21 protein-coding genes are annotated in these 22887 nt (G+C 70.7%); 5 read left to right on the top strand and 16 right to left on the bottom strand.

Translation table 11 applies throughout. The features are described 5' to 3' along the window. Positions 1-73 precede the first annotated feature (73 nt). The gene (locus AC4BGB_RS19730; protein ID WP_490548696.1) at positions 74-550 is read right to left on the bottom strand and encodes a cupin domain-containing protein; all 477 of its coding nucleotides are present in this window, start codon (positions 548-550) and stop codon (positions 74-76) included. 118 nt (positions 551-668) lie between these two features. Then, entirely contained in the window at positions 669-1496 is an 828-nt protein-coding gene (locus AC4BGB_RS19725; RefSeq protein WP_490548695.1) for a hypothetical protein, read from the bottom strand. 183 nt (positions 1497-1679) lie between these two features. Between AC4BGB_RS19725 and AC4BGB_RS19720 the strand changes: the two genes are divergently transcribed. Then, positions 1680-2360, top strand: coding sequence for a TetR/AcrR family transcriptional regulator (locus AC4BGB_RS19720; RefSeq protein WP_490548694.1), 681 nt, complete (start codon positions 1680-1682; stop codon positions 2358-2360). Between the two features lie 137 nt (positions 2361-2497). Here the strand turns inward: AC4BGB_RS19720 and AC4BGB_RS19715 are convergent, their stop codons facing one another. After that, the gene (locus tag AC4BGB_RS19715; protein WP_490548693.1) at positions 2498-3778 is read right to left on the bottom strand and encodes an acetyl-CoA C-acetyltransferase; all 1281 of its coding nucleotides are present in this window, start codon (positions 3776-3778) and stop codon (positions 2498-2500) included. A 187-nt stretch (positions 3779-3965) separates the two neighbouring features. Here AC4BGB_RS19715 and AC4BGB_RS19710 point away from each other — a divergent pair, with 187 nt between their 5' ends. Together AC4BGB_RS19710 and AC4BGB_RS19705 are read left to right on the top strand one after the other, a co-directional pair. Beyond that, positions 3966-5303 (top strand): 3-oxoacyl-ACP reductase, encoded by a 1338-nt coding sequence (locus AC4BGB_RS19710; protein ID WP_490548692.1) that lies wholly within the window; start codon positions 3966-3968, stop codon positions 5301-5303. Between the two features lie 4 nt (positions 5304-5307). Beyond that, positions 5308-6183: a MaoC family dehydratase gene (locus tag AC4BGB_RS19705; protein WP_490548691.1), complete on the top strand. Its 876-nt coding sequence runs from the start codon at positions 5308-5310 to the stop codon at positions 6181-6183. An 85-nt stretch (positions 6184-6268) separates the two neighbouring features. Here the strand turns inward: AC4BGB_RS19705 and AC4BGB_RS19700 are convergent, their stop codons facing one another. From AC4BGB_RS19700 to AC4BGB_RS19685, 4 genes are all read right to left on the bottom strand, one after another. Then, positions 6269-6814, bottom strand: a complete 546-nt coding sequence (locus AC4BGB_RS19700) for a DUF805 domain-containing protein (RefSeq protein WP_490548690.1) — start codon at positions 6812-6814, stop codon at positions 6269-6271. A 181-nt stretch (positions 6815-6995) separates the two neighbouring features. Beyond that, positions 6996-7850 (bottom strand): acyl-CoA thioesterase, encoded by an 855-nt coding sequence (locus AC4BGB_RS19695; RefSeq protein ID WP_490548689.1) that lies wholly within the window; start codon positions 7848-7850, stop codon positions 6996-6998. Between the two features lie 3 nt (positions 7851-7853). Beyond that, complete coding sequence (locus AC4BGB_RS19690; protein ID WP_490548688.1) at positions 7854-8762, bottom strand: proteasome assembly chaperone family protein; 909 nt, start codon at positions 8760-8762, stop codon at positions 7854-7856. A 93-nt stretch (positions 8763-8855) separates the two neighbouring features. After that, positions 8856-10373, bottom strand: a complete 1518-nt coding sequence (locus AC4BGB_RS19685; RefSeq protein WP_490548687.1) for an amino acid permease — start codon at positions 10371-10373, stop codon at positions 8856-8858. A gap of 73 nt (positions 10374-10446) precedes the next feature. Between AC4BGB_RS19685 and AC4BGB_RS19680 the strand changes: the two genes are divergently transcribed. Next, complete coding sequence (locus AC4BGB_RS19680; RefSeq protein WP_490548686.1) at positions 10447-11211, top strand: DNA alkylation repair protein; 765 nt, start codon at positions 10447-10449, stop codon at positions 11209-11211. Here AC4BGB_RS19680 and AC4BGB_RS19675 read toward each other — a convergent pair. From AC4BGB_RS19675 to AC4BGB_RS19640, 8 genes are all read right to left on the bottom strand, one after another. Continuing rightward, positions 11202-12446, bottom strand: a complete 1245-nt coding sequence (locus AC4BGB_RS19675) for a hypothetical protein (RefSeq protein ID WP_490548685.1) — start codon at positions 12444-12446, stop codon at positions 11202-11204. The two genes, AC4BGB_RS19680 and AC4BGB_RS19675, sit on opposite strands and share 10 nt — an antisense overlap. 61 nt (positions 12447-12507) lie before the next feature. Beyond that, positions 12508-14445, bottom strand: a complete 1938-nt coding sequence (dxs, locus tag AC4BGB_RS19670; protein ID WP_490548684.1) for a 1-deoxy-D-xylulose-5-phosphate synthase — start codon at positions 14443-14445, stop codon at positions 12508-12510. A 39-nt stretch (positions 14446-14484) separates the two neighbouring features. Continuing rightward, entirely contained in the window at positions 14485-15894 is a 1410-nt protein-coding gene (locus AC4BGB_RS19665) for an NUDIX domain-containing protein (RefSeq protein WP_490548683.1), read from the bottom strand. Between the two features lie 24 nt (positions 15895-15918). Further along, the gene (locus AC4BGB_RS19660; RefSeq protein ID WP_490548682.1) at positions 15919-16347 is read right to left on the bottom strand and encodes a hypothetical protein; all 429 of its coding nucleotides are present in this window, start codon (positions 16345-16347) and stop codon (positions 15919-15921) included. 82 nt (positions 16348-16429) lie between these two features. Continuing rightward, positions 16430-17161 carry a sulfite exporter TauE/SafE family protein gene (locus AC4BGB_RS19655; protein WP_490548681.1) on the bottom strand — a complete coding sequence of 244 codons (732 nt, stop codon included), beginning with the start codon at positions 17159-17161 and terminating at the stop codon, positions 16430-16432. A gap of 1 nt (position 17162) precedes the next feature. Next, positions 17163-17567 (bottom strand): YjbQ family protein, encoded by a 405-nt coding sequence (locus AC4BGB_RS19650; protein WP_490548680.1) that lies wholly within the window; start codon positions 17565-17567, stop codon positions 17163-17165. A gap of 34 nt (positions 17568-17601) precedes the next feature. Beyond that, complete coding sequence (locus AC4BGB_RS19645; RefSeq protein ID WP_490548679.1) at positions 17602-17934, bottom strand: thiamine-binding protein; 333 nt, start codon at positions 17932-17934, stop codon at positions 17602-17604. A 70-nt stretch (positions 17935-18004) separates the two neighbouring features. Continuing rightward, positions 18005-18589 carry a TetR/AcrR family transcriptional regulator gene (locus tag AC4BGB_RS19640; protein ID WP_490548678.1) on the bottom strand — a complete coding sequence of 195 codons (585 nt, stop codon included), beginning with the start codon at positions 18587-18589 and terminating at the stop codon, positions 18005-18007. A gap of 100 nt (positions 18590-18689) precedes the next feature. Here AC4BGB_RS19640 and AC4BGB_RS19635 point away from each other — a divergent pair, with 100 nt between their 5' ends. After that, positions 18690-19970: a glycosyltransferase gene (locus AC4BGB_RS19635; protein ID WP_490548677.1), complete on the top strand. Its 1281-nt coding sequence runs from the start codon at positions 18690-18692 to the stop codon at positions 19968-19970. Between the two features lie 14 nt (positions 19971-19984). On the opposite strand, the gene AC4BGB_RS19630 is transcribed toward AC4BGB_RS19635, so the two are convergent. Continuing rightward, on the bottom strand, positions 19985-22864 hold the full coding sequence (locus tag AC4BGB_RS19630) for an aconitate hydratase (RefSeq protein WP_490548676.1): 2880 nt from the start codon (positions 22862-22864) through the stop codon (positions 19985-19987). Between the last annotated feature and the right edge of the window lie 23 nt (positions 22865-22887).

The following is a 22887-nucleotide window of genomic DNA, read 5'->3' as shown; positions in this document are numbered from 1 at the left end:
CACGCGCAGCGACACCGACAGCACCCATGGGGATGTCAGGCCCGGTCAGGCCGGTCGGGTAGGTCAGACCCGGTCAGGCGTGGTCGTCCGAGGGCACCTCGGCGGGCTGCACCGACCAGCTCGGCGGCTTGTCCCGGCCGGCCTCCTCCTCGCGCTCTGCGTCCGCCGAGGTTTGCTGGACCTTGTCCGCCGCGTGGTGGACCGGCGCGTAGACGGTGTAGAGCCGCATCGGCACGTCACCGATGTTGGTCACGTTGTGCCAGGTGCCGGCGGGGACCATGATCGCCCAGCCGTCCTCGACCTCGCGCTCGAAGTCCAGCTGGTCCTTGGCCGGCCCCATCTGCACGCGACCGCGGCCGGCGTCGAGCCGCAGGAACTGGTCGGTCGCCGGGTGGGTCTCAAGGCCGATGTCCTCGCCGACAGGGATCGACATCAGGGTCACCTGGAGGTACTTCCCCGACCAGGCGACGTCTCGGTAGTTCTCGTTCTGCCGCGTGGCGGTCTCGAGGTCGAAGCTCTGCGGGTCGGGTCCGATGTCCTTCATGGTCACGTCGCTCTCCTGGTCGCTGTCCTGCCCTGCCTGATGTCCTGCGCTGCTGGTCTCTCCACACTCCCAGACGCGCACGGCGCAGCCAATGGCATGACTGCGGCTCCCCACCCGGCCCAGCTCAGTTGATCGTGATCGTCGGGACCTGCTGGAACCCGCTGAGCAGGCGGTACTGGCGTCCGACGGTGTCGAGGTACCGCTGGGTCGGGTCGAGTCCCCGGTCCCAGGCGCGCTTCCAGCTCGCGGCGCAGCCGGCGGCGCCGCCCGTCGTACGCGACAGCTCGGCGGCGAGGTCCTCCTGGAACGCGTCGGCATCCCGCGCGTAGGTGTCCGCGAACCGGTAGGCGCTGGAGGTGCACGACGCCAGCGCCACCCGGGCCGGGGTCTCCTTGCGGCGCAGCGCGGCGGCCCACACCTCCTGGCTGTAGGAGCGGACCCGGTCCACGCCCTCGGCCTGTGTCTCCCAGGCGACCGTGTAGGCCTTGTTCAGCGACCACGAGACCTTGTCCGACGCGCTGGAGAGCAGCACCACGTCCTCGGGCAGCAGCAGCAGCGGACCGTCGAAGGTCTCCCGGAACACCACGGACTCCAGCGACCAGTCCAGCCACCGGGCCCTGCCTCCCCCGTCCTGCAGCGTCCAAACGTCGCCCCCGACGTTGTGCAGCCACACCGACCCCGGTTGCTGCTCACTGGTGCAGGCGACGACGCCGACCAGGTAGTCCCGCTGGTCCCCGGCCGTCGTGGTGACCGCCTGCGGCTTCGGGTACGCCGGGTTGATGCAGTCCGCACGCGCCGGCGACCAGGTCGTCGCTCCCGCCGCGTCGGTCTCGCGCGTGGAGCCCCCGGCGGCCTCCTTGCCGCTGTCGTCGCTGCCGCAGGCCGCGAGCAGTCCGAGGCAGCACACCAGGGCGACCGCGAAGGTCCAGAGCCGGGCGGGCACGGCCTGCATGGCATTCCTCCGTCGCGATGGTTCGGGCGTTGATCGACTCCTCTGCAACGTCCCACGCTGCCTCGACGCCCTCAAATCCGGGGTGGCGCGGTCTAGGGGACCCAGCGGTCGCGGGCACCCCCCGGGACCCGCCCCGGGCACTCCGCACACGTGTGTAACCCACTGTTGCACTAGAATCGCAGCATGACTGACACGCGCAGCTCGACCCGGCAGCCGGCAGCTGTCCGTCGTCGCGCCCGCGAGCGGGAGATCCTCGCCGCCACCCGGCAGCTCTTCGACGAGACCGGCGTCCGTGACGCCCAGATCGAGGACATCGCCCGCGCGGTCGGGGTGAACCGGGCGATCATCTACCGCCACTTCAGCGGCAAGGAGGAGCTCTTCGCGCTCACCCTGGTCAGCTACCTCGAGGACCTCGAGACCAGGCTGAAGGCCGCGGCCGCGCGCGAGGACACTCCGATGGCGCGACTGGTCGCGGTCACGGAGGAGTTCGTCGACTTCGGCCTGGAGTTCCCCGCGTTCGTGGACTGCGCACAGACGCTGATGCGTCGCCCCGGTCCCGAGCTGCTCGAGGAGATCAGCGAGAGCTCGCTGTTCCGGCTCGGCCGCGGCATCTCCACCTGCCTGACCCAGCTCAGCGACGTACTCGACGCAGGAACCGCCTCGGGCGAGTTCTCCGTCGGTGACTCCACGCTGCTGGCGAACCACATGTACGCCAGCGCCCTCGGCGCCCTCCAGCTCGCCCGCGTCGGCATGCTCGTCAAGGAGTCCGCCCCCGGCATCCCCGCGATCTCCCCCGTCTCAGCAGCAGAGGTACGCCGCCTCGTGGTCGCCACCGCCCGAGCCCTGGCAACAAACCCGAACTGACAGCTCGACGGGCCCCACCCAGAACCGCCGAGCCGTCGCATCTGAAAGAGCCGTGCTCTTTCAGATGCGACGTCTCGGCGGGTTTCTGGGTTTCAGATGCGACGTCTCGGCGGAAGCGGGCCCGGGATCAGCTGGGTCTACTTCTCCAGGATCGCGGTGACGCCCTGGCCGCCGGCGGCGCAGATGGAGATCAGGCCGCGGCCCGAGCCCTTCTCGTCGAGCAGCTTGGCCAGGTTGGCGACGATGCGGCCGCCGGTCGCGGCGAACGGGTGGCCCGCGGCGAGCGAGGAGCCGTTCACGTTGAGCTTCGAGCGGTCGATCGAGCCCAGGGTGTCGTCGAGGCCGAGGCGCTCCTTGCAGAACACCGGGTCCTCCCACGCCTTGAGGGTGGAGAGCACCTGGGAGGCGAATGCCTCGTGGATCTCGTAGAAGTCGAAGTCCTGAAGGGAGAGGCCGTTGCGCTCGAGCAGCCGCGGCACGGCGTACGCCGGGGCCATCAGCAGACCCTCGCCGCCATGGACGAAGTCCACCGCTGCGGTCTCGGCGTCGACGAAGTACGCCAGCACCTTCAGTCCGTGCTCCTCGGCCCACTCGTCGGTGGCGAGCAGGACCGCGGACGCACCGTCGGTCAGCGGGGTGGAGTTCGCGGCGGTCATCGTCGCGGCCTCGCCCTTGCCGAAGACCGGCTTGAGCTTGGCGAGCTTCTCGACGGTGGAGTCGGGGCGCAGGTTCTGGTCGCGCTCGAGCCCGTTGAACGGCGTGATCAGGTCGTCCTGGAAACCGCGCTCGTAGGACGCGGCGAGGTTCTGGTGGGAGGCCACGGTCAGCTCGTCCTGGGCCTCACGGGTGATCTGCCACTCCAGGGCGGTGAGCGCGGCGTGCTCGCCCATCGAGAGCTTGGTGCGGGGCTCACCGTTCTGCGGGATCGACGGCACGATGTCGGCGGGCCGGATCTTGGCCAGCGCCGCCAGCCGCTGCCCGGCGGTCTTGGAGCGGTTCACCTCGAGCAGGATCTTGCGCAGCCGCTCACCGACGGCGATGGGGGCGTCGGAGGTGGTGTCCGAGCCGCCGGCGATGCCCGCGTCGATCTGGCCGAGGGCGATCTTGTTGGCCACGTAGACGGCGGCCTGGAGGCCGGTGCCACAGGCCTGCTGGAGGTCGGTGGCCGGGGTTTCGGCGGCGAGCTTGGAGCCGAGGACGGACTCACGGGTGAGGTTGAAGTCGCGGCTGTGCTTGAGCACGGCGCCGGCCACGACCTCACCGAGGCGCTGGCCCTCGAGGCCGAATCGGGCGACGAGCCCGTCGATCGCGGCGGTCAGCATCTCCTGGTTGGAGGCGGTGGCGTAGGCGGTGTTCGACCGGGCGAACGGGATCCGGTTGCCGCCCAGGACGGCGACGCGGCGGGTGTTGGGCTGCATGGGCTGAAGGCTCCTTGGTCGGGTGGCGCGGCCCCCATCCTCCCGCGAGAGCGTGGGAAAATAAACGGGGTGAGTGCCAAGTCACCTTATCTGGACACTCAGTTACACCGCTCGTTACATTCGTGCTGTACCCGCGAGTAGCGTCCGCGTGTCCAGACCGTGAAATCAGCAGACCAGAGGATCAGAGATGACCGACCGTTACCAGTCCTTCACTGCCAGCCCGGTGGGCAAGCTGTTCGTCAAGAACCTCGGCCTGCCGAACCCGACGCCGCTGGAGCGCTGGTCGCAGGGCGCCCCGGTCGTGAACGGCACCGTGGTCACCGGCGGCGACGGCCGCCTGGGCAAGTCCCTGGTCCAGGCCCTCGACAACCTCGGCGTCACCAGCGTGAGCGTCGGCGCGGATGGCGAGAACTACAAGGGCCTCGTCTTCGACGCCACCGGCATCACCAGCTCGGGCGAACTGATCGCCCTCGAGCAGTTCTTCACCCCGCTGATGCGCAGCCTGACCTCCAACGCGCGGGTCCTCGTCCTGGGCACCGTCCCCGAGCTCGTCGAGGACAAGGCGGAGCGGGTGGCACAGCGCGCCCTGGAGGGCTTCACCCGCTCCCTCGGCAAGGAGATCGGCAAGGGCAGCACCGTCAACCTGGTGTACGTCGCTCCCGGGGCCGAGGACACCATCGAGTCCACCCTGTCTTTCTTCCTCTCCCCCAAGAGCGCCTACGTCTCGGGCCAGGTCGCCCGCCTCGGCGCCACCGGCACCTCCGAGGCCGCCCCCGTCGCGGACCCCGAGAAGCCGCTGGCCGGCAAGGTGGCCATCGTCACCGGCGCCTCGCGTGGCATCGGCGAGCAGATCGCCCGGGTGCTGCACCGCGACGGCGCCACGGTCCTCGGGATCGACGTACCCCAGGCCGCCAGCGAGCTCCAGGCGCTGATGCGCGAGCTCAACGGTGACCACCTGGTCCTCGACATCACCGGCAAGGACGCCCCGCAGCGGATCGCCCAGCACGTGAAGAACAAGTTCGGGCAGGTGCACGGCGTGGTGCACAACGCCGGCATCACCCGCGACAAGAAGCTCGCCAACATGGCCGAGGACCGCTGGAGCTCGGTGATCGCGGTGAACCTCACCGCCCCCGAGCGGATCACCCGCGAGCTGCTCGACCAGGGCCTGATCGCTGACAACGGCCGGATCGTCGGCGTCTCCTCCATCGCCGGCATCGCGGGCAACGTGGGACAGACCAACTACGCGGCCTCCAAGGCCGGGGTGATCGGCCTGGTCGACGCGCTGTCGGAGGACCTCGACAACGGCATCACGATCAACGCCGTGGCACCGGGGTTCATCATCACGCAGATGACCGCCGCGGTCCCGTTCGCTACCCGCGAGGTCGGCCAGCGGATGAACGCGATGAGCCAGGGCGGCCTGCCGGTCGACGTGGCCGAGGCGATCGCGTGGTACCTCTCCCCCGGCTCCACCGCCGTCAACGGCAACGTCGTCCGCGTCTGCGGCCAGATGATGCTGGGCGCGTGAGTCGATGACCGAGCGCACCGTCGAGGGGCAGCCGAGCTCGCTGCCCACCATGCTCAAGGCGGCCCTGCCCGTCGTACCCGGCGTCAACCTGCTCCCCGGCGTGCGCAAGTCCGGCAGCTCGCTTCCCGACCTGACGCTGCACCGCAAGGACGTGTCGATCGACCCGGCGCACGTCGCGGCGTACGCCGACGTGTGCGGCTTCGAGCCGAGCCAGAGCCTGCCGTTCACCTACCCGCACATGCTGGCGTTCCCGCTGCACATGGGGATCATGACCGACGCCTCGTTCCCGTTCCCCGCGATCGGCACGGTGCACGTCGCCAACTCGATCACCCGTCACCGTGAGATCGCCCCGTCCGAGAAGCTGGACGTCTCCGCCACGGCGGTCAACCTGAGGCCGCACGCGAAGGGCCGGGTCTTCGACCTGGTCACCACGGTGCGCTCCGGCGGCGAGACCGTGTGGGAGTCGACGTCGACGTACCTCCGGGTCGGCGGCGGCGACAAGGACGTGCGTCCCGAGAGCGAGCCGTTCGACGTCGTGCCCGGCACCGGCTTGGTGTGGCGGCTGCCCGGCGACCTGGGCCGGCGTTACGCCTCGGTCTCCGGCGACCACAACCCGATCCACCTCTACCCCCTCACCGCGAAGGCGTTCGGGTTCAAGCGGCAGATCGCGCACGGCATGTGGACCAAGGCGCGCTCGGTGGCCGCGATGGCCAACCGCCTCCCCGCGGCGGGATGCGTCGAGGTGGAGTTCAAGAAGCCGGTCTTCCTGCCCGGGAAGGTCGCCTTCGGCTCCCGCACTGTCGAGGACGGGCTGGACTTCTCGCTCACCCGCCCCGGCGACGGCAAGCCCCACCTGGTCGGTCGCGCCCGCAAGCTGTGACCGCGGCGGGCGGCCCCCACGCAATTGCTGGGAAATGACATCCGATCTCGCGAGAACACTGCCCTTTGCCAGCAATTGCGGGGACTCAGTACGGCGGTGCACCGCTTCCGGCGTACGGGTAGCCGCCCGGGAACTGAGACAGGACCGGCTGCTTGGGAGACGGGCCGTACTTGTTGGGGCCCGGGTTGGAGTCGATGCAGAGCATCACGATCTGTACGACGACCGCGACGAGGGTCAGCAGGAACCCGCCCACCGCGAGCGCGATCAGGGCGAAGTCGAGGCCATCGAGCCCGGAGCTGAACGGCACGACGAAGACCACGACCACCACTGCCGCGGCCGTGAAGAGCATCGGGACCACGGGCAGCAGGATCCACCAGCCGCTGCGACCGGTGTCGTGCAGGCGCCGAGCCCCGGCCGAGAACGTGGGCACCAGCAACGCGAGGGTGGCGAGCGTGTTCACGATGCCGACCTCGTTGTCGATGGCCAGCTCCAGGACCGCGTCGACGATGGTCGTCGCGATGCTCACCAGGACCGTGAACAGGTAGAACCACCAGTACTCCGACCTCCGGGCGCGCCCGGAGAAGGTGGCGTACTTGCCCAGGACCGAGCGGACGGACTCTGAGAAGTTCATCGGCGTGCTTCCTGGGGGGCGGACGGCGGCGAGGCTCGCCCATTGTGGGTGCGATCCCCTCCCCGGGGGCCCGATTGCGCATACGCGCGGACACAAGTTCGCGATGGCGGAGGTGTTCACGCTCAGTCAGCCCCTGCGGCGCCGACTTGTGTCCGCGCGTCTGCGAGCTCCGGCCCGGACTCTAGGCCTGGGGGTGGTGCCGGATCAGGCCCTCCTGGGCCACGCTGGCGACGAGCTGGCCGTCCTGGGAGAAGACCCGGGCGAGGATGAGGCCGCGGCCGCCGGAGGCTGACGGGGAGGCCTGGTCGTAGAGCCACCACTCGTCGGCGCGGAAGGGGCGGTGGAACCAGATCGAGTGGTCCAGCGACGCGGCCTGCATCCCGGGCGACTCGATGTAGAGGTCGTGCGGCACCAGCGCCGCGGGCAGCAGGGTCATGTCGCTGGCGTAGGTGAACGCGCCGAGCTGGGTGACCGGGTCGTCGGGGAGGGCGCCGCTGACCCGGATCCACCACTGCGAGCGGCCGGGCCGCTCGGTCGGGTCCAGGCTGCCGCCGGGGCGCGAGTCCGCGACCGGTCGTACGTCGAGCGCCTGCCACTCGCGCAGCCACTCCTCGGTGTAGCGGCTGCCCTGCGCGATACGCGGAGAGCACTCCTCCGGCGAGGGCACCTCCGGCATCGTGTCCTGGTGCTCGAGGCCGGTCTCGGGCACCTGGAAGTTCGCGGTCAGGAAGAAGATCGCCCGGCCGTGCTGGCGCGCGGCGACCCGCCTGGTGCAGAACGAGCGCCCGTCGCGGATCTCCTCGACGTCGTAGATGATCGGCACCTTGGTGTCACCGGGCCGCAAGAAATAGGAGTGCATCGAGTGGCACGCGAAGGTCGCGGGCACCGTGCGCACCGCAGCCACCAGGGACTGGGCGAGCACCTGGCCGCCGAAGACCCGCTGCATCATCGTGTCCGGCTGCCGCCCGCGGAACAGATTGTCCTCGATGGCCTCGAGGTCGAGCAGCTCCACCAGCTCCTGGACGGAGGAGGGCACGCCTCAGTCCTCCGGCTCTTCGAGCTTGGCCAGGAACTGCTCGAACTGCGCGCCGATCTCCTCGCCGCTGGGCAGCGTCTCGTCCTCGGCGAGCAGGTTGGCGGCCTGCTGGTGGAACGCGTCGTACTGCTGCTCGAGGCCGCTGACCACCTCGCGCACGTCGTCGGAGTCGGCGATCTGGGTGGCGATCTCCACCTGGCGGGCGTCGCCCGCCTCCTTGAGCGTGTCGTGGTCCCACTGCAGCCCGGTGACGTCCTCGAGGGCCTCGAGGAGCGCGACGGCGGCGTGCGGGTACTCGAACTGCGCGACGTAGTGCGGGATGTGCGCCACGAAGCCCATCGCGTCGTGCCCCCACTCCCCCAGCCGCACCTCGAGCAGGGACTGCGCGCTGGCGGGGACGCGGACGTCGCCCTTCCAGACGTTCTCCTGCACGAGCAGCCGCTTCGAGGTCGCGTGGTTGGTCAGCTGCACCGGCCGGGTGTGCGGCACCGCCATCGGCACCGACCCCAGCGAGACCACGAGCCGCACCTCGAAGTGCTCCACCACAGCTCGTACGGCGCGGGTGAAGGCCTCCCAGCGGATGTCGGGCTCCGGGCCGCTCAGCAGCAGGTACGGCGTGCCGAGCCTGTCCTCCGAGAGCCGGACGACCAGGCGGGGCGCCTCGTAGTCGGTGTAGTGGTCCTCGAGGAAGGTCAGCGGCGGACGTCGCGCACGGTAGTCGTAGAACTCGTCGACCTCGAAGCTCGCCACCACCCGACCGGGCTCCTCCCCGCTCAGGTGGGCCTGCGCGAGCGCGGAGGCGTTGCCGGCGTCCAGGAACCCCTCGAGCGAGACGACCAGGACAGGACCGTGGGCGCGTCCCTCGAGCTCGGGGACCTCGTCGACGATGTGCACGAACCGGGCCTCGGGCACGTGACTCCTCTGGTGGTTGCGGATGAAGCGTGGAAAACCGGCCCTCGAGACGTGCGACCGGTGGTCGGTTGACCACCCTAGACCGCCCCGGGCTCAGTCCCCGGGGCTGCCCTGCCGCGAGTAGTCCACCGCCTCGTCGCCCGACGCCCTCCCGACCATGCTGTGCCGGTAGCCGTAGAGGAAGTAGATCAGGAAGCCGACCAGCATCCAGACGGCGAACCGCAGCCACGTCTCGATGCTGAGGTTGAGCATCAGGTAGAGGCAGACCACCGCCGCCAGGATCGGCAGGAACGGGCTCCACGGCACCTTGAAGGCCCGCTCGAGGTCGGGGCGGCTCTTGCGCAGGATCGGCACGGCCAGCGAGACCAGCGCGAACGCGCTCAGCGTGCCGATGTTCACCATCTCCTCCAGCTTGCCGATGGGGGTCATCGAGGCGACGATCGCCACGATCACGCCGATGACGATCGTGATGTTGATCGGGGTGCCGGTCTTCTTGTTCACGTGCGCGAATTGCCTCGGCAGCAGCCCGTCGCGGCTCATCGCGAACAGGACGCGCACCGCGCCGATCATCAACGTCATCACCACGGTGGTCAGGCCCGCGACGGCCCCGGCGGCGATCAGGGTGGCGAACCCGTCCTTGCCCTGGTCCCGGAACGCACTCGCGAGCGCGGCCTCGGTGTCGATCTTGTCGTAGCGGATCATCCCGGTGATCACCAGCGCGACCGCGATGTAGAGAATCGTGCAGATCGCCAGCGAGCCGATGATGCCGCGCGGCAGGTCCTTCTGCGGGTTGCGCGCCTCCTCAGCCGTGGTGGCCACCACGTCGAAGCCGATGTAGGCGAAGAACACGATCGAGGCCCCCGAGACGATGCCGAGCACGCCATAGGTCTGCGCCTCGAACCCGAAGATCCACTGGAACAGCGGCTGGGTGAGGCCGGTCGACCCTTCCACGGGTCCGGCGGACGGGGGGACGAACGGCGTGTAGTTGGCGCCCTTGACGTAGAACAGGCCCGCCACGATCACGAACAGCACGATGAACAGCTTCACCGCCACCAGCACCAGGTTGACCCGCAGCGACTCCTTGATCCCCACGGCGATCAGCGCGGTCAGGATCGCCACCATCAGGAACGCGGCCAGGTTGAAGTGCCCGAACGACGCGGTGGTGGACGGGCCCAGGCTGTCGGGCCAGCCCACGCCGATCTCTTCCATGAACGTCACGAAGTAGGTGCTCCACCCCTGCGCCACCACCGACGCGCCGAGCATCAGCTCGAGGATCAGGTCCCAGCCGATGATCCAGGCGACCAGCTCCCCCAGCGTGGCGTAGGAGAAGGTGTACGCCGACCCGCTGACCGGCACCGTGGAGGCGAACTCCGCGTAGCACAGCGCCGCGAAGCCGCAGCAGATCGCGGCGATGGCGAAGGAGAACACCACGGCCGGTCCCGCGAACTCGGCCGCGGCCTTCCCGGTCAGGGTGAAGATGCCCGCGCCGATGATCACGCCGATGCCGAAGACCATCAGGTCGAGGGACGTCAGGTTCTTCTTCAGCTTGAAGTCCGGGTCCTCGGTGTCGCCCAGGGACTGTTCCACCGACTTGGTGCGCAAGACATCCATGCCGGAAACGCTACTGCCGCGCATGCTCGCTGGCGACGAACCCGACGAAACGACCTACCGGCAGGATGGGCCCGTGACCAGCGCCGACTCCGAGCTCGTGCAGACGGTGCGTACCCTGCTGGCCGCCTCGGGCGACCCCGAGCGGGCAGTGGCGATGCGTGCCTACATGAAGTCCGCGATGCCCTACCGCGGCATCTCCGCGCCGCGGCTGCGGGCGCTGCTCCGCCCGGTGCTCGACGCCCACCCGCTCCCGGACGAGGAGACCTGGCGCGGGACCGTCCTCGAGCTGTGGAACGGGGCTGCGTTCCGCGAGGAGCGCTACGCCGCGATCGCCCTGGCCCGGCACCGGCTCCACCGTGACCACCGACAGCCGCGCACGCTGGAGCTCTACGAGCACCTGGTCCGTACCGGAGCGTGGTGGGACTTCGTCGACGAGATCGCCGGGCACCTCGTCCGGGACCTGCTGCTGGCCGATCGCGAGGAGGTCGAGCCGGTGGTCCGCGGCTGGGCGCGCTCCGACGACCTCTGGGTACGCCGCACGGCGATCCTCTCCCAGCTCGGCACCGGGGAGCGCTGCGACCACGACCTGCTCGGCTTCACGATCACCGAGAACCTCGACGGCTCGACGCGGACCACGCCGCCGCTGTCGCCGTACGGCCGGGAGTTCTTCATCCGCAAGGCCATCGGCTGGGCGCTGCGCGACCAGGCCCGGACCGACCCCGAGTGGGTGCTGCGGTTCGTCTCCGAGCACGAGGCCGGGCTCTCCGGCCTGTCCCGGCGCGAGGCGCTCAAGCACCTCGGGGCTCCCCATGACGGCCCGTTGAAGCCTCAGCCGTAGAGCTCGCGGATCCGCGCCGCGGCGCGACGCGCCAGCTCCCGTGAGTCGATGCCCAGGACCTGGGCCAGCACCCGGTCCTGCGCGAGGTCGGGGGTGCCCTCTCCCCCGTTGTGCATCGCGTCGACCAGCTCCCACAGCCTGGCCTCCCCGAAGGTCTCGGCCACGTAGTCGCACGCCATCCAGCTCAGCGCGTAGTGCCACTCCTGGTCGGTGTCGTTGAACGTCTTCGAGAGCGGCAGCGCGTGGTCCGCGGCCTGGGCGCGGGACAGCGCCGAGGTCGGGATCACCCGGTCGCGCTGCCGGATCTCGCGCGCACCGAGGTACTCCGCGACCCCCTCGGAGACCCACGCGGGCGCCCCGTCATCGCGGACGCCGATCGCCACGTGGCTCAGCTCGTGCCTGGTGATCCGCCCCAGGAACAGCTCCCCGGCACTCACCGAGCTGGGCATCACCAGCATCCGGGTGGAGGCCACCTGCGAGCCGTCCCGGCCGGCGTACGTCGGGAAGGTGAGCGCCCCGAGGTGGTCCAGGGACCCGCCCGGGACGTCGGTGAACGTGGCCAGCACCTGCGGGACCTGGACGCTGTAGACGACCACGCTGCCCGGCCACGAGAACGGCAGCGCGCCGCGCACCTGCTCGATCCCGGCGCGTACGGCGGCCATCACCGGGCCCGCCGAGCCTCGGGTCCCCTCGTCGAAGATGCCGAGCACCCCCGGCTCCCGGCGCACGCTGATCGCGGTCAGGTCCCAGGGAGCGGGGGTCCCCACGTGGAGGTGCTTTCCGTCCGCGCCCTGCTCCGAGACGATCACCGGCCGACCGTTGCGGAAGGAGAAGGCGAAGCCGACCGTGCGCTGCACCGGCACGGCGTCGAAGCCCTCGAGCTGGGTGGTCAGCTGCACCTGCGGGACGCGCACGTCGGCACCCCACCCCGGGGCGAGCGCGACGTCCTCCCACTGGCGGTCCAGGACCCGGTAGGCGAAGGCCTTCAGCGGCAGCTGCACCAGGTTGCGGAAGTACTGGCGCTGGCGGGCGACCAGCTCCTTGTCGCTGCGGTCCACCCGCCGCAGGAACAGGTCGAGATCTCGCTCGCGGACCGCCCGGGCCCGCTGGTTCAGGACCCGCTGCTCGCGGATCCTGGCCTGTTCCGCGGTGAGGCCCCCGACGCCCTGCTCGCTCGCCGGCGGCAGCTCCTCGGTGTCCGCGCCACCGCAGCCGGCCAGGCCGAGCAGCAGCACGACCGTGAACGAGGCGGCGAGGCTCCTGGGTCGCCCGGTCCCCCGGGCTGCGTCCCGGCTGCTACTCGGCGGAGTCCCCCGGGCGGACACGGTCGAGATCGGCGCCGCCCCCGGTGTCGTCCTGGGCGGTGACCTCCTCCACGATGCCGCGCGCGATCGCCTGGGCGGTGAGCCCGATGCGCTCGAGGATCGCGTCGCGCTTGGCATGGTCGAGGAACTCCTGTGGGATGCCGTACTGACGGTAGGGAGTATCCACCTGCTCGTCGTTGAGCAGCTGCAGCAACGTCGAGCCGCATCCGCCGACCCTGCCGTTGTCCTCAACGCAGACCACCAGTCGATGGTCACGCGCGAGGTCCACGATCGCGGGATCCCAGGGCTTGACCCAGCGCGGATCGACCACGGTCACGCCGATCCCCTGGTCGGCCAGCCGGGCCGCGACGTCGACCGACACGGCCGCCATCGAGCCGATGCCGACGATGAGCACGTCGCGTGCGCCGTCGCGCACCAGCACGTCCATGCCGCCGACCCGGTCCACCGCCTCGATGTCCGCCGGCGGCGGGCCCTTCGGGAGCCGCAGCACCGTGGGGGCGTCGTCGACCGCAACGCACTCGCGCAGCAGCTCGCCGGCCCTGGCCCCGTCACGCGGGGCACACATCCGCAGCCGCGGCACCACCTGGAGGATGGACATGTCCCACATGCCGTTGTGGCTGGCGCCGTCGTCCCCGGTGACCCCGGCGCGGTCCAGCACGAAGGTGACGCCGCACTCGTGCAGGGCCACGTCCATCAGCACCTGGTCGAAGGCGCGGTTCAGGAAGGTGGCGTAGATCGCCACCACCGGGTGCAGCCCGCCCATGGCCAGCCCCGCCGCGCTGGTCACGGCGTGCTGCTCGGCGATGCCGACGTCGAAGGTGCGCTCGGGGTACGCCGCAGCGAACCGGTCGAGCCCCACCGGGTAGAGCATCGCCGCGGTGATCGCCACGAGGTCCTGGCGCTCGGCGCCGAGGGCGACCATCTCCTCGGAGAAGAAGTCGGTCCAGATCCGTCCCTTGGGACTGCCGACCCCGGTGAGCACGTCGAACGGGCCGATCTGGTGGAACTGGTCGGCCTCGTGACGCTCGGCCGGGTCGTAGCCGAAGCCCTTGCGGGTCATCACGTGCACGATCACCGGGCCGCCGTACTTCTTGGCCTGGGTGAGGGCGTGCTCGAGCGCGTCGAGGTCATGGCCGTCGATGGGGCCGACGTACTTCAGGCCGAGGTCCTCGAAGAGGCCCTGCGGCGCAAGCGCGTCCTTCATCCCCTTCTTCATCGCGTGCAGGGCGTCGTAGACGGCCGGACCGACGCCGCGCACCCCGTTGAGCCGGCGCTTGACCACGTCGAGCAGCTGCTCGTAGCGCGGGTTGGTGCGCAGCGTCGTCAGGTGGTTGGCGAGGCCGCCGACGGTCGGCATGTAGGAGCGGCCGTTGTCGTTGACGATCATCACCAGGCGGCGGTCGCCGTGGCGGTTCAGCGGGCCCTCGGCGATGTTGTTCAGCGCCTCCCAGGCCATCCCGCCGGTGAGCGCGCCGTCGCCGATCACGGCCACGACGTGGCGGTCCTCACCCCGGATGGCGTAGGCCTTGGCCAGCCCGTCGGCGTAGGACAGCGAGGTCGAGGCGTGCGAGTTCTCCACGACGTCGTGGTCGGACTCGGCGCGGCTGGGGTAGCCGGAGAGGCCGCCCTCGGTGCGCAGGCTGTCGAAGCGGTCGGCGCGGCCCGTGAGCATCTTGTGCACGTAGGCCTGGTGGCCGGTGTCGAAGACGACGCGGTCGCGAGGTGAGTCGAAGACGCGGTGGATGGCCATCGTCAGCTCGACGACCCCCAGGTTGGGGCCGAGGTGGCCGCCCCGCGGCGAACAGGTCCGGATCAGCTCGTCCCGGATCTCCGAGGCCAGCTCGGCGAGCTGGTGGTCGGCGAGCCCGCGCAGGTCCTGCGGACCTGTGATGTGCTCGAGGTGACCCATGGTGCTCCTTCGCAGGCGATGACAGCTGACCGATTGAGTCTAGACGCCGGACCCCGGCACGGTGATCTGCGCCAGCGCGGACTCGTGCAGGCTGGCGAGCCAGATCACTCCGTGGTGCTCCCGGACCCCGGTGACCATGTGGAATTCGCCGGCGTCCGCGTCGAGGTCGTGGACCAGGCTCCCGGTGTCGTCGTAGGCCTGGACCCGCACCGTTCGCTTCGGTCCGGGCTGCAGGAAGCCCGGCAGCCTGGTCACCAGCTTGCGCACCGGCAGCGGGAAGCGGGACCGGATCAGCTCGACCACCGGGTCCACCGGTGAGGCGATGGTCACCCACACCAATCCGTCGCTGCCGCGGGCGACGTTGTCGGGGTAGCCGGGCAGGTCGCCCGCGAGCAGGTCGGTGGTGCCGGCACGCTCGCCGCTCAGCCACAGGCGTACGACGGTCCGCGCACCCGTCTCGGCCACGCACACGAACGACTCGTCCGCCGCCAGCGCGACCCCGTTGGCGAACTCCAGCCCCTCGAGGTGCACCTCCACGGACCCGTCGGCGCGCCGGCACAACAGCCGCCCGGTGCGGGTCTGCTCCACGAAGTCGGACTTCCACCGGTGCAGCGGGTAGACCGCGCTCGAGTCGGAGAACCAGATGTCGCCGCCCCGCGAGACGGCAGCGTTGTTGCACACCAGCAGGGGGCGTCCGCCGGCCTCGGTGACCAGCTGCTCCACGACGCCGGTGGTCATGCTCATCGCGAGCAGGCCCCTGGTCCCGTCGGCCACCAGCAGCCGGCCGTCGCCGAGCAGCTCCAGGCCCAGCGGCCGGCCACCGGTGTGCCCGACCTGCCGCGCCTCCCCCTCCGGGGAGACCCGGAAGACGCTGCCGTCCTCGGTCCCGGTCCAGGCGTTGCCCTCGTCGTCGACCACGACGTCCTCGGCGCCCATCCGCGGCACCTCGATCCGCCGCAGTGGCCTCCTGAGCGGGCCAGCGGGCGGCAGGGTCGCTGCCGGTGTGGCAGCCGGTGCCGCGACCGGCTCGCGCAGCCGGCGGTAGACCTCGGAGTCGAGGAACAGCGGCAGGAAGTGGGCCAGCGACTCGGCCAGGTCGAGGGTCAGCGCCCGCACCGGGTCGACGAACACGATCGCCCGCCCCTCGCCCAGGACGATGTCGTCGTCGGTCAGGTCCACCCGGCCGGCGTACACCCGGTAGTCGCTGCGGTGACCGTCGCTGTAGCTGAACTCGGCCTGCTGCCACAGCTCCAGGTCGCCGGGGACGGTGGAGATCCCGGTCTCCTCGAGGATCTCGCGGTGCACCGCGGTGTCGAAGTCCTCGCCGTCCTCGACGTGGCCGCCGACCAGTCCCCACTGGTTGGCGGCGCGCGGGGCGTGCTCGTCGCGGTGCTGGAGCAGGACGTGGCCGCGAGGATCCACCAGGAGGACGACTGCGATGCGTGGCATGGCGGCCAACCTAGCCAGCGATTGCTACAGGCGCTCGACGAATCTCCGTCCGCGAAGCGCCTCCTCGACCAGGCCGACCGCACGCCGTACGCCGAGCAGCCGGGCCGACTCGCGCTGCCAGGTCTCCACCGCCGCGTCCACGACCGACCCCTCGGCGACCTCGCGCAACCCGCCCCGCGCCTCGCTCAGGCCCCGGTTGACCGCTGCCTGGCAGGCCTCGACGTGCAGCACCGCGAACCTGGCCAGCACCACGGCGTGGCGCCGCAGCGCCGGGTAGCCGCGGTACTCCGGCGGGCACAGGTCGAGCAGCCACGCGGTGGCGGTGACCTCCCAGTCCGGCGCCCCCGGGGGCCGGACCTCCCCGGGCCACCCGGGAGGACTGACCGCGCGACCCGAGGAGGAGACCGGGTTCGCCCGGCCTGGGACGTGCCTGCGTGGGGGTGGTCCGAACATCCCTCAACTGTAGCCCGTGATCGAACACCTGTTCGACCAACGCTGTCCTCCCCTGACTCCCCCGCCCCCGTCCGCGGATCGGTCAGGACAGCAGGCTGCGGACGAGCAGGACGATCGCGGAGGCCGCGCACACCGCCAGCACGGCGTACCTGACCTGGCGGTCCGGCAGCACGCCCTGCAGCCGGTTGCCCGCCCACGCACCGACGACCAGGCAGGGGGTCAGGAGCAGGGCCAGCGGCAGCACGTGGGTGTCGAGGTGTCCCCCGACCCCGAGTCCCACCAGGCTCATCCCGGAGCCGACGGTGAACAGCACCGCGAGGGTCGCCCGGATCTGCTCCGGGGGCCGGTGCTGGTAGAGGATCGCGACCGGTGGACCGCCGACGGAGGTGGCCGTCCCGGCCACTCCCGAGAGCAGGCCGGCGACCCCCAGGGTGAGCGGGCGCACGGGCACCTTCACCGAGCGCAGCGTCAGCATCACCGCGACCAGCACCATCACCGCCACGGAGATGGCGACCGCGCGGTCGGAGAACGCGGCCAGGAAGAACACCCCGAGCGCCACGCCCGGCACCCGCGCCGAGAGCACCCACCCCAGGCCGTGCCAGTCGATCTGGTCGCGCTCGCGGGCCAGGGTGAGGAACGGGAGCAGCACCGCGAGCACCAGGAGCAGCTCGGGCATCAGCGACGGGGCCACCATCGTGACGACCGGGGCCGAGACGAGGTTCAGGCCCAGGCCCACCAGTCCCTGCATCGAGGCGCCGAGGAGCACGACCACGGCCACCAGCGCGACCACGCCGCCACTGACCCCCAGCGTCACCTCAACCGGCCAGGAAGGAGAGCCGCACCTGCCGGTCGGGGTTGTCCACGTTGAGGTCGACCAGGCAGATGCTCTGCCAGGTCCCCAGCGCGAGGCTCCCACCGAGCACCGGGACGGTGGCGTACGGCGGCACGATCGCCGGCATCACGTGCGAGCGGCCGTGCCCCGGCGATCCGTGCCGGTGCTTCCACCGGTCGTCGGCCGGGAGCAGGTCGCCCAGCGCGGTGAGGAGGTCGTCGTCGGAGCCCGCCCCGGTCTCGATCACCGCGATCCCCGCCGTGGCGTGCGGCACGAACAGCTGGAGCAGCCCGTCGCCCTGCCCGGACACGAAGTCCGCACAGTCCTCGGTGATGTCCCGGACGACCTCGCGGTCACCGGTCCGGTAGCGGCGGATCTCCGACCTCATGCTGCCTCCTGCTCCGAGTGCTGGTTCGGGTGGTTCAGTGCTCGCGCAGGTGGTCCTCGACGCGCTGCACCTTGGCGCTCAGCTGTCCGTCGTACCCCGGCCTGATGTCGGCCTTGAGCACCAGTCCCACGCGGGGGTAGCGGGCGGCGACCACGTCGACCGCCTGCTTAACCGCGGCCATCACCTCGTCCCACTCCCCCTCGAGGTTGGTGAACATCGCGTTGGTCTCGCAGGGCAGGCCCGAGGCCCGCAGGACACGGACCGCCTCGGCCACGGCCGCACTGACACCGCCGTCGTCCTCGGACGGGTCGCCGGGCGAGTGGTCGAGCGGGCTTCCCCCGGGACTGATGCTGAGCGCGACGATCATGGGACCAGACTTCCAGCGACGGCGGGGATCGCCAACACCGGGCGGCGGCGCGGTGGGACCGGCCGGCTCCTCAGCGGCCGAGGACCGCCTCGACGAGCTCGAGCAGGTGCTCGCGGGTGTCCTCGACGCCCAGGCCTTCCCGACGACGCAGCTGGTGCCAGGTCGTGACGTCCAGCACCGTCACCAGCAACCGCGCGCACCGCTCGCGCGCCGGGCCCGCTCGGTCCTCGAGCTGGGGGGCGAACACGTGCTCGACCCACTCGCGGTGCGACCGGCGACCGAGCTCGACCACCTCGAGGAGCTCGTCGGTGCGGCCGGCGAGGCCGAGGACCCGCATCGTGGTGTCGCCGGTCGCCTCGTAGTCGCAGACCGCCGTGTCCACGACCGAGGCCACGTCACCGGGCACAGCGGTCGCCCGCACCGCCAGGATCGCCGGCCCGAACCGCTCCCGGAGGCCGCACAGGTAGAGGTTCAGCTTGGTGCCGAAGTGGTTCACCACCGTCTGCTGCGACACGCCCGCACGCTTCGCGACGTCGCCGAGGGTGACCTCGTCGAACCACGCCGGCTCGAAGAGCTCCACGGCGGCGTCGAGGATCGCCTCGCGGGTGCGTTCCATCGCCGCCACCCGTCCGGACATCGCGTACTGCCGCGCCACTGGGCCTCCCACCGCCGATTTGGTCTTGACACAAATGAATATAGCGACGTACTAATGGATTGTCGAGCATCCAGGCTCGCGTCGACACCGGAGCAGCACCATGACCCGATTCCTCGCCTACGCATCACCGGCAGTCGGGCACGCGCTGCCTCTTGTCCCGGGCCTGCTCGAGCTGCAGCGCCAGGGCCACCAGGTGCACCTGAGGACCAACCCGGACCTGCTCGGGACACTCCGCGAGGCCGGGGTCGACGCCTCGGCGATCGACTCCTCGGTCACCGACATCCCCGTCACCGACTACCGGGCCACCCGGGACACCGACCGGCTGCGGGCCGGTCACGCCGACCTGATGACCCGGGGCCGGTACGACGGGCCCGACCTGGAGCGCGCGATCGAGGCCCACCACCCCGACGTGCTGCTGGTGGACGTCAACGCCAACGGCGCGCGGGCCCGGGCCGAGGCCTCCGGGCTGCCCTGGGCCACGCTGCTGCCCTCGGTGCTCCCGGTGGAGGCGCCGGGGATCCCGCCGTACGGCCCCGGGCTGCGACCGATGCGCGGTCCCGTGGGACGGGTCCGGGACCGGCTCGGCTGGAAGCTGATGGCCCGGGTCTTCGGCAAGGCGATGCTGCCCGGCCTCAACGAGCTGCGGGCGGAGGCGGGGTTGGCGCCGTACCGGTCACCGATGCAGCAGTTCGAGCCGCCGAGAGCGGTGATCGCCCTGACCAGCGAGCCGCTGGAGTACCCACGGGCGCCGCTGCCCGCGAACATCCACCTGGTCGGCACCCGGCCCTGGGACCCGCACAGCACCCGGCCGGCGTACCTCGACGAGCCGGGCGACCCGTGGGTCCTGGTCACCTGCTCCACGGAGTACCAGGGCGACGAGGACCTCGCCCGGATCGCCGTGGAGGCCCTGCGCGACGAGCCCGTGCGCGTGCTGCTCACCCTGGCCGACGCCTACTCCGACGACGCGGTCCCCGCGGCGGCCAACGTGCGGGCGGAGCGGTTCGTGCCGCACAGCCAGGTGCTGCCCGAGGCGGCGGCCGTGGTCTGCCACGGCGGCATGGGCATCGTGACCAAGGCCGCGTGCGCCGGCGTACCGACCGTGGTGGTGCCGTTCGGCCGCGACCAGGCCGAGATCGCCCGGCGGGTCACCGAGTGCGGCGCGGGCGTCTCGGTGCGGAGGAGCCGGCTCACCGCGGAGTCACTGCGCCAGGCGGTGCGGACCGCACGCTCGATGACCGGGAGCGCCCGCCGCGTCGCCGCACAGCTGGACCCCGAGGGCAGCCCCGCGCGGTTCGCCGCGGCCGCCCTGAGCCTGGCGCCGGCGTCCGGCAGGAGCACGAACGCCATCGGTCCCGGAAGCCAGGGGCTCCGGGACCGATGACGTCGGTGTGAAGGTCAGGCCTTGAGCAGGTTGCGCAGCACGTACTGCATGATCCCGCCGTTGCGGTAGTACTTCGCCTCACCGGGGGTGTCGATGCGCAGCTTGGCGTCGAACTCGACGTCGCCCGCCTTGACCTTGACGGTCTTCGGGATGCGACCGTCGTTGAGCTCGGTGACACCGGTGAAGGAGAACTCCTCCTCGCCGGTCAGGCCCAGCGACTCCGCGGTCTCGCCCTCGGGGTACTGCAGCGGCAGCACGCCCATGCCGATCAGGTTCGAGCGGTGGATCCGCTCGTATGACTCCGCGATCACGGCCTTGACGCCCAGGAGCGCGGTGCCCTTGGCCGCCCAGTCACGCGAGGACCCGGAGCCGTACTCCTTGCCGGCCAGCACGACGAGCGGGGTGCCGTTCTCGAGGTACTTCTCGCTCGCCTCGAAGACCGTGGTCACCTCGCCGTCGCCGGCGAAGTCACGGGTGAACCCGCCCTCGGTGCCCTTGGCGAGCTGGTTGCGCAGCCGGATGTTCGCGAACGTGCCGCGGATCATCACCTCGTGGTTGCCGCGTCGTGAGCCGTAGGAGTTGAAGTCCCGCTGGCCCACGCCGTGCTCGGCGAGGTACTTGCCCGCCGGGCTGTCCTTCTTGATCGCGCCGGCCGGGCTGATGTGGTCGGTGGTCACCGAGTCACCCAGCTTGAGCAGCACGCGGGCGCCCTCGATGTCCTCGACCGGCTCCGGCTCCTCCGGCATGCCGTCGAAGTACGGGGGCTTGCGGACGTAGGTGGAGTCCTGGTCCCACTCGAAGGTGTCGCCCTCGGGGGTGGGCAGCGACTTCCACTGCTCGTCGCCCGCGAACACGTCGGCGTAGTCCTTGGTGAACATCTCCGAGGTGATCGCGGTGGCAATGACCTCCTCGACCTCCGCCGCACTGGGCCAGATGTCCTTGAGGAAGACGTCGTTGCCGTCCTCGTCGGTGCCCAGCGGGTCGTTGTAGAGGTCGACGTCCATCGAGCCGGCCAGCGCGTAGGCGACCACCAGCGGCGGGGAGGCCAGGTAGTTCATCTTCACGTCCGGGTTGATCCGGCCCTCGAAGTTGCGGTTGCCCGAGAGCACCGAGACGACGGCGAGGTCGTTCTCGTTGACCGCGTCGCTGACCTCGGGGATGAGCGGGCCCGAGTTGCCGATGCAGGTGGTGCAGCCGTAGCCGACGAGGTTGAAGCCGAGCTTGTCGAGGTACGGCGTCAGCTCGGCGCGCTCGTAGTAGTCGGAGACCACCTTCGAGCCCGGGGCCAGCGTGGTCTTGACCCAGGGCTTGGTGGTCAGGCCCTTCTCGACGGCGTTCTTGGCGAGCAGGGCCGCGCCGATCATCACCGACGGGTTCGAGGTGTTGGTGCACGAGGTGATCGCCGCGATCGCGACGGCCCCGTGGTCGATCTCGAACTCGGTGCCGTCCTCGAGGGTGACCTTCGCCTTGTTCGACGTACGACCGTGACCGCTGCCGGCCGGGTGGTTGCGCCAGTCGTCGGGACGGCCGGAGCCGTTGCCACCCTCGGAGTGCGAGGGCGCGTCGCTGGAGGGGAAGGACTCGTCGGAGGCCTCGTCCACCTTGGAGCGGGCGCCGTCGGGCTTCTCCTGCGCGGGAACGCCTTCCTTGTCCGAGCCGCCCTCGGCGTCACTGTCGGCGTCGCCGTCCTGGGCGTAGTCGGCCAGCGAGGTACGGAACGCCTCCTTGGCGTTGACGAGCGAGACGCGGTCCTGGGGACGCTTGGGTCCGGCGAGCGACGGGACGACCTCGGCGAGGTCGAGCTCGAGCCGCTCGGAGTAGCGGGGCTCGGCGTCGGGGTCGTGCCAGAGGCCCTGCTCCTTGGCGTAGGCCTCCACGAGCGCGATCTGCTCGGCGTCACGGCCGGTCAGCTCGAGGTACTTGGTGGTCTCCTCGTCGATCGGGAAGACCGCGATGGTCGAGCCGAACTCGGGGCTCATGTTGCCGATCGTGGCGCGGTTGGCCAGCGGCAGCGCGGAGACGCCGGGTCCGTAGAACTCCACGAACTTGCCGACCACGCCGTGCTCGCGCAGCATCTCGGTGATCGTCAGCACGAGGTCGGTGGCGGTGGCGCCCTCGGGCAGGTCGCCGTTGAGCTTGAAGCCGACCACGCGCGGGATCAGCATGGAGACCGGCTGGCCGAGCATGGCCGCCTCGGCCTCGATGCCGCCGACGCCCCAGCCGACCACGCCGATGCCGTTGACCATGGTGGTGTGGGAGTCGGTGCCGACCAGGGTGTCGGGGTACGCCGTCAGCTCACCGTCGACCTCGCGGGTGAACACGACGCGCGCGAGGTGCTCGATGTTGACCTGGTGGACGATGCCGGTGCCGGGCGGGACGACCTTGAAGTCGTCGAAGGCGCCCTGGCCCCAGCGCAGGAACTGGTAACGCTCACGGTTGCGCTCGTACTCGATCTCGACGTTGCGCTCGAAGGCCTCCGGGGTGCCGAAGACGTCGGCGATCACGGAGTGGTCGATCACCATCTCGGCCGGGGCCAGCGGGTTGATCCGCGAAGGGTCCCCACCGAGCTCGGCCATCGCCTCGCGCATGGTGGCCAGGTCGACCACGCAGGGCACGCCGGTGAAGTCCTGCATGATCACGCGCGCCGGGGTGAACTGGATCTCCTTGTCGGGGTCCGCGTCAGCGTCCCACCCGGCGAGGGCCTTGATGTCGTCGGCGGTGATGTCCTCGCCGTCCTCGGTGCGCAGCAGGTTCTCGAGCAGCACCTTGAGGCTGAAGGGCAGCGACTTCACGTCCAGGCCGTCCCCCTCGACGGAGTCGAGACGGTAGATCTCGTAGGACTTGCCATTGACGTCCAACGTGCCCTTGGCACCAAAGCTGTCCGCGCTCGCCATGTTTTTCCCTCTGTTCGGCTATC

It is taken from the genome of Nocardioides sp. Z30_9 (genome assembly GCF_058215735.1).
The sequence above is the reverse complement of the archived record's forward strand: the minus strand, read 5'-3'. Positions and strand labels throughout refer to the sequence as shown.

Coding starts and splice junctions, on each gene's coding strand:
- AC4BGB_RS19650 (WP_490548680.1), bottom strand. CDS start 17,567: ATGAGGTCGGAGATCCGCCGCTACCGGACCGGTGACCGCGAGGTCGTC.
- AC4BGB_RS19725 (WP_490548695.1), bottom strand. CDS start 1,496: ATGCAGGCCGTGCCCGCCCGGCTCTGGACCTTCGCGGTCGCCCTGGTG.
- AC4BGB_RS19710 (WP_490548692.1), top strand. CDS start 3,966: ATGACCGACCGTTACCAGTCCTTCACTGCCAGCCCGGTGGGCAAGCTG.
- dxs (WP_490548684.1), bottom strand. CDS start 14,445: ATGGGTCACCTCGAGCACATCACAGGTCCGCAGGACCTGCGCGGGCTC.
- AC4BGB_RS19635 (WP_490548677.1), top strand. CDS start 18,690: ATGACCCGATTCCTCGCCTACGCATCACCGGCAGTCGGGCACGCGCTG.
- AC4BGB_RS19705 (WP_490548691.1), top strand. CDS start 5,308: ATGACCGAGCGCACCGTCGAGGGGCAGCCGAGCTCGCTGCCCACCATG.
- AC4BGB_RS19700 (WP_490548690.1), bottom strand. CDS start 6,814: ATGAACTTCTCAGAGTCCGTCCGCTCGGTCCTGGGCAAGTACGCCACC.
- AC4BGB_RS19720 (WP_490548694.1), top strand. CDS start 1,680: ATGACTGACACGCGCAGCTCGACCCGGCAGCCGGCAGCTGTCCGTCGT.
- AC4BGB_RS19645 (WP_490548679.1), bottom strand. CDS start 17,934: ATGATCGTCGCGCTCAGCATCAGTCCCGGGGGAAGCCCGCTCGACCAC.
- AC4BGB_RS19660 (WP_490548682.1), bottom strand. CDS start 16,347: ATGTTCGGACCACCCCCACGCAGGCACGTCCCAGGCCGGGCGAACCCG.
- AC4BGB_RS19630 (WP_490548676.1), bottom strand. CDS start 22,864: ATGGCGAGCGCGGACAGCTTTGGTGCCAAGGGCACGTTGGACGTCAAT.
- AC4BGB_RS19665 (WP_490548683.1), bottom strand. CDS start 15,894: ATGCCACGCATCGCAGTCGTCCTCCTGGTGGATCCTCGCGGCCACGTC.
- AC4BGB_RS19715 (WP_490548693.1), bottom strand. CDS start 3,778: ATGCAGCCCAACACCCGCCGCGTCGCCGTCCTGGGCGGCAACCGGATC.
- AC4BGB_RS19685 (WP_490548687.1), bottom strand. CDS start 10,373: ATGGATGTCTTGCGCACCAAGTCGGTGGAACAGTCCCTGGGCGACACC.